We start from the raw sequence: 3,424 nt of genomic DNA on the forward strand, positions 1-3,424 counted from the left end.
TGTCCGGCGGTGTCCTACTCTCCCACACCCTCCCGGGTGCAGTACCATCGGCGCTGTGGGTCTTAGCTTCCGGGTTCGGAATGGGACCGGGCGTTTCCCCCACGCTATGACCGCCGTAACTCTGTTACCCGTCCCCTGTGCACGGTTTTGGGCCGTGGTGGGGTGGGAAATCTTTGGGTTACAACTGTGGTGCTTGGTTGTTATTTTGTTGTGTTGGTTCCTGGAACAAGGGTTTGTTGTTCGGGAACCACATAGTGGACGCGTGCAGTGTGTTGTGTGGTGTAAGTTGTTGGCCTATTAGTACCGGTCAGCTTCACGAGTCTTTAGTCCTCGCTTCCACATCCGGCCTATCAACCCAGTGGTCTGGCTGGGGGCCTCTCACACATAATGTGTATGGAAATCTCATCTTGAAGCGAGCTTCCCGCTTAGATGCTTTCAGCGGTTATCCCATCCGAACGTAGCTAATCAGCGATGCACTTGGCAGTACAACTGACACACCAGAGGTTCGTCCGTCCCGGTCCTCTCGTACTAAGGACAGCCCTTCTCAAATTTCCTGCGCGCGCAGCGGATAGGGACCGAACTGTCTCACGACGTTCTAAACCCAGCTCGCGTACCGCTTTAATGGGCGAACAGCCCAACCCTTGGGACCTACTCCAGCCCCAGGATGCGACGAGCCGACATCGAGGTGCCAAACCATGCCGTCGATATGGACTCTTGGGCAAGATCAGCCTGTTATCCCCGAGGTACCTTTTATCCGTTGAGCGACGGCCATTCCACAATGTACCGCCGGATCACTAGTCCCGACTTTCGTCCCTGCTTGAGATGTCTCTCTCACAGTCAAGCTCCCTTGTGCACTTACACTCGACACCTGATTGCCAACCAGGCTGAGGGAACCTTTGGGCGCCTCCGTTACTTTTTAGGAGGCAACCGCCCCAGTTAAACTACCCATCAGGCACTGTCCCTGACCCGGATCACGGGCCGAAGTTAGATGTCCAAAGTGACCAGAGTGGTATTTCAACGATGACTCCACCCGAACTGGCGTCCGGGTTTCAACGTCTCCCACCTATCCTACACAAGCCACTCCGAACACCAATACCAAACTATAGTAAAGGTCTCGGGGTCTTTCCGTCCTGCTGCGCGTAACGAGCATCTTTACTCGTACTGCAATTTCGCCGAGTTTATGGTTGAGACAGCGGGGAAGTCGTTACTCCATTCGTGCAGGTCGGAACTTACCCGACAAGGAATTTCGCTACCTTAGGATGGTTATAGTTACCACCGCCGTTTACTGGGGCTTAAATTCTCAGCTTCGCCCATAAAGGGCTAACCGGTCCTCTTAACCTTCCAGCACCGGGCAGGAGTCAGTCCGTATACATCGTCTTGCGACTTCGCACGGACCTGTGTTTTTAGTAAACAGTCGCTTCCCCCTGGTCTCTGCGGCCCACACCCGCTCACGGAGAGCAAGTCTCCATCACGGGGCAGGCCCCCCTTCTCCCGAAGTTACGGGGGCATTTTGCCGAGTTCCTTAACCATAATTCTCTCGATCGCCTTGGTATTCTCTACCTGATCACCTGTGTCGGTTTGGGGTACGGGCGGCTAAAACCTCGCGTCGATGCTTTTCTTGGCAGCATAGGATCACCGGATCCCCCCAAACGGGGGTCCCATCAGATCTCAGGATCGTGCTCGAAACACACAGGAACGGATTTGCCTATCCCTGACCCTACATCCTTAGACCGGGGCAACCATCGCCCGGCCCGGCTACCTTCCTGCGTCACACCTGTTAATACGCTTACCTCCCAGGATCAGATCCCGCGCTCGGCCAAAACCCACACACCACAAGGGTGCTAGGGCAGGCTCCGGGCGGTTAGTATCCCCCGCTTGGCATTGGCGGTTTTTCGCCGGTACGGGAATATCAACCCGTTGTCCATCGACTACGCCTGTCGGCCTCGCCTTAGGTCCCGACTTACCCAGGGCAGATTAGCTTGACCCTGGAACCCTTGATCATTCGGCGGACGGGTTTCTCACCCGTCTTTCGCTACTCATGCCTGCATTCTCACTCGTGTAGGCTCCACCGCTGGTTTACACCGCGACTTCACTGCCCACACGACGCTCCCCTACCACTCCACACCCCTGAACCACGAAGGCTAGGGCATTATGTGAAATCCACAACTTCGGCGGTGTACTTGAGCCCCGCTACATTGTCGGCGCGGAATCACTTGACCAGTGAGCTATTACGCACTCTTTCAAGGATGGCTGCTTCTAAGCCAACCTCCTGGTTGTCTTCGCAACTCCACATCCTTTCCCACTTAGCACACGCTTAGGGGCCTTAGTTGGTGGTCTGGGCTGTTTCCCTCTCGACTATGAAGCTTATCCCCCACAGTCTCACTGCTGCGCTCTGACTTACCGGCATTCGGAGTTTGGCTGACGTCAGTAACCTTGTAGGGCCCATCGGCCATCCAGTAGCTCTACCTCCGGCAAGAAACACGCAACGCTGCACCTAAATGCATTTCGGGGAGAACCAGCTATCACGGAGTTTGATTGGCCTTTCACCCCTACCCACAGCTCATCCCCTCCATTTTCAACTGAAGTGGGTTCGGTCCTCCACGACGTCTTACCGTCGCTTCAACCTGGCCATGGGTAGATCACTCCGCTTCGGGTCTAGATCACGCCACTACACTCGCCCTATTCAGACTCGCTTTCGCTACGGCTACCCCACACGGGTTAACCTCGCGACGTAACACTAACTCGCAGGCTCATTCTTCAAAAGGCACGCCGTCACCAGAATCAGACTGGCTCCGACGGATTGTAAGCACACGGTTTCAGGTACTGTTTCACTCCCCTCCCGGGGTACTTTTCACCTTTCCCTCACGGTACTGGTCCGCTATCGGTCATTAGGAAGTATTTAGGCTTATCAGGTGGTCCTGACAGATTCGCACGGGATTTCTCGGGCCCCGTGCTACTTGGGATACTCCCCAGGCTGTGCACAACATTACGGTTACGGGGCTCACACCCTCTCTGGCCGGCCTTTCAAGACCGTTCACCTATGCCTGCACCTCACCTCACTGGTCCGGCAGAACCAGAACGGAAAGTCCCACAACCCCGCCCATGCAACGCCCGCCGGCTATCACACATGGAACGGTTTAGCCTGATCCGCGTTCGCTCGCCACTACTAACGGAATCACTATTGTTTTCTCTTCCTGCGGGTACTGAGATGTTTCACTTCCCCGCGTTCCCCCCACGCACCCTATGTGTTCAGATGCGGGTCACACAATCACCTCACAGCGTTGTGCGGGGTTTCCCCATTCGGACATCCTGGGATCAACGCTCGGTTATCAACTCCCCCAGGCTTATCGCAGATTCCTACGTCCTTCTTCGGCTCCTAATGCCAAGGCATCCACCGTGTGCCCTTAAAAACTTGACCACACAA

At 55.5% G+C, this 3,424-nt stretch carries 2 rRNA genes; both read right to left on the bottom strand.

From position 1 onward, the window contains the following. Position 1: 1 nt before the first annotated feature. Positions 2 to 118: ribosomal RNA gene (gene rrf, locus CQ020_RS23830) — 5S ribosomal RNA — on the bottom strand. A gap of 158 nt (positions 119 to 276) precedes the next feature. After that, positions 277 to 3,418, bottom strand: a 23S ribosomal RNA gene (locus CQ020_RS23835). Positions 3,419 to 3,424 lie beyond the last annotated feature (6 nt).

Source organism: Arthrobacter sp. MYb23 (assembly GCF_002979775.1).
Taxonomy (GTDB): Bacteria; Actinomycetota; Actinomycetes; order Actinomycetales; family Micrococcaceae; genus Arthrobacter.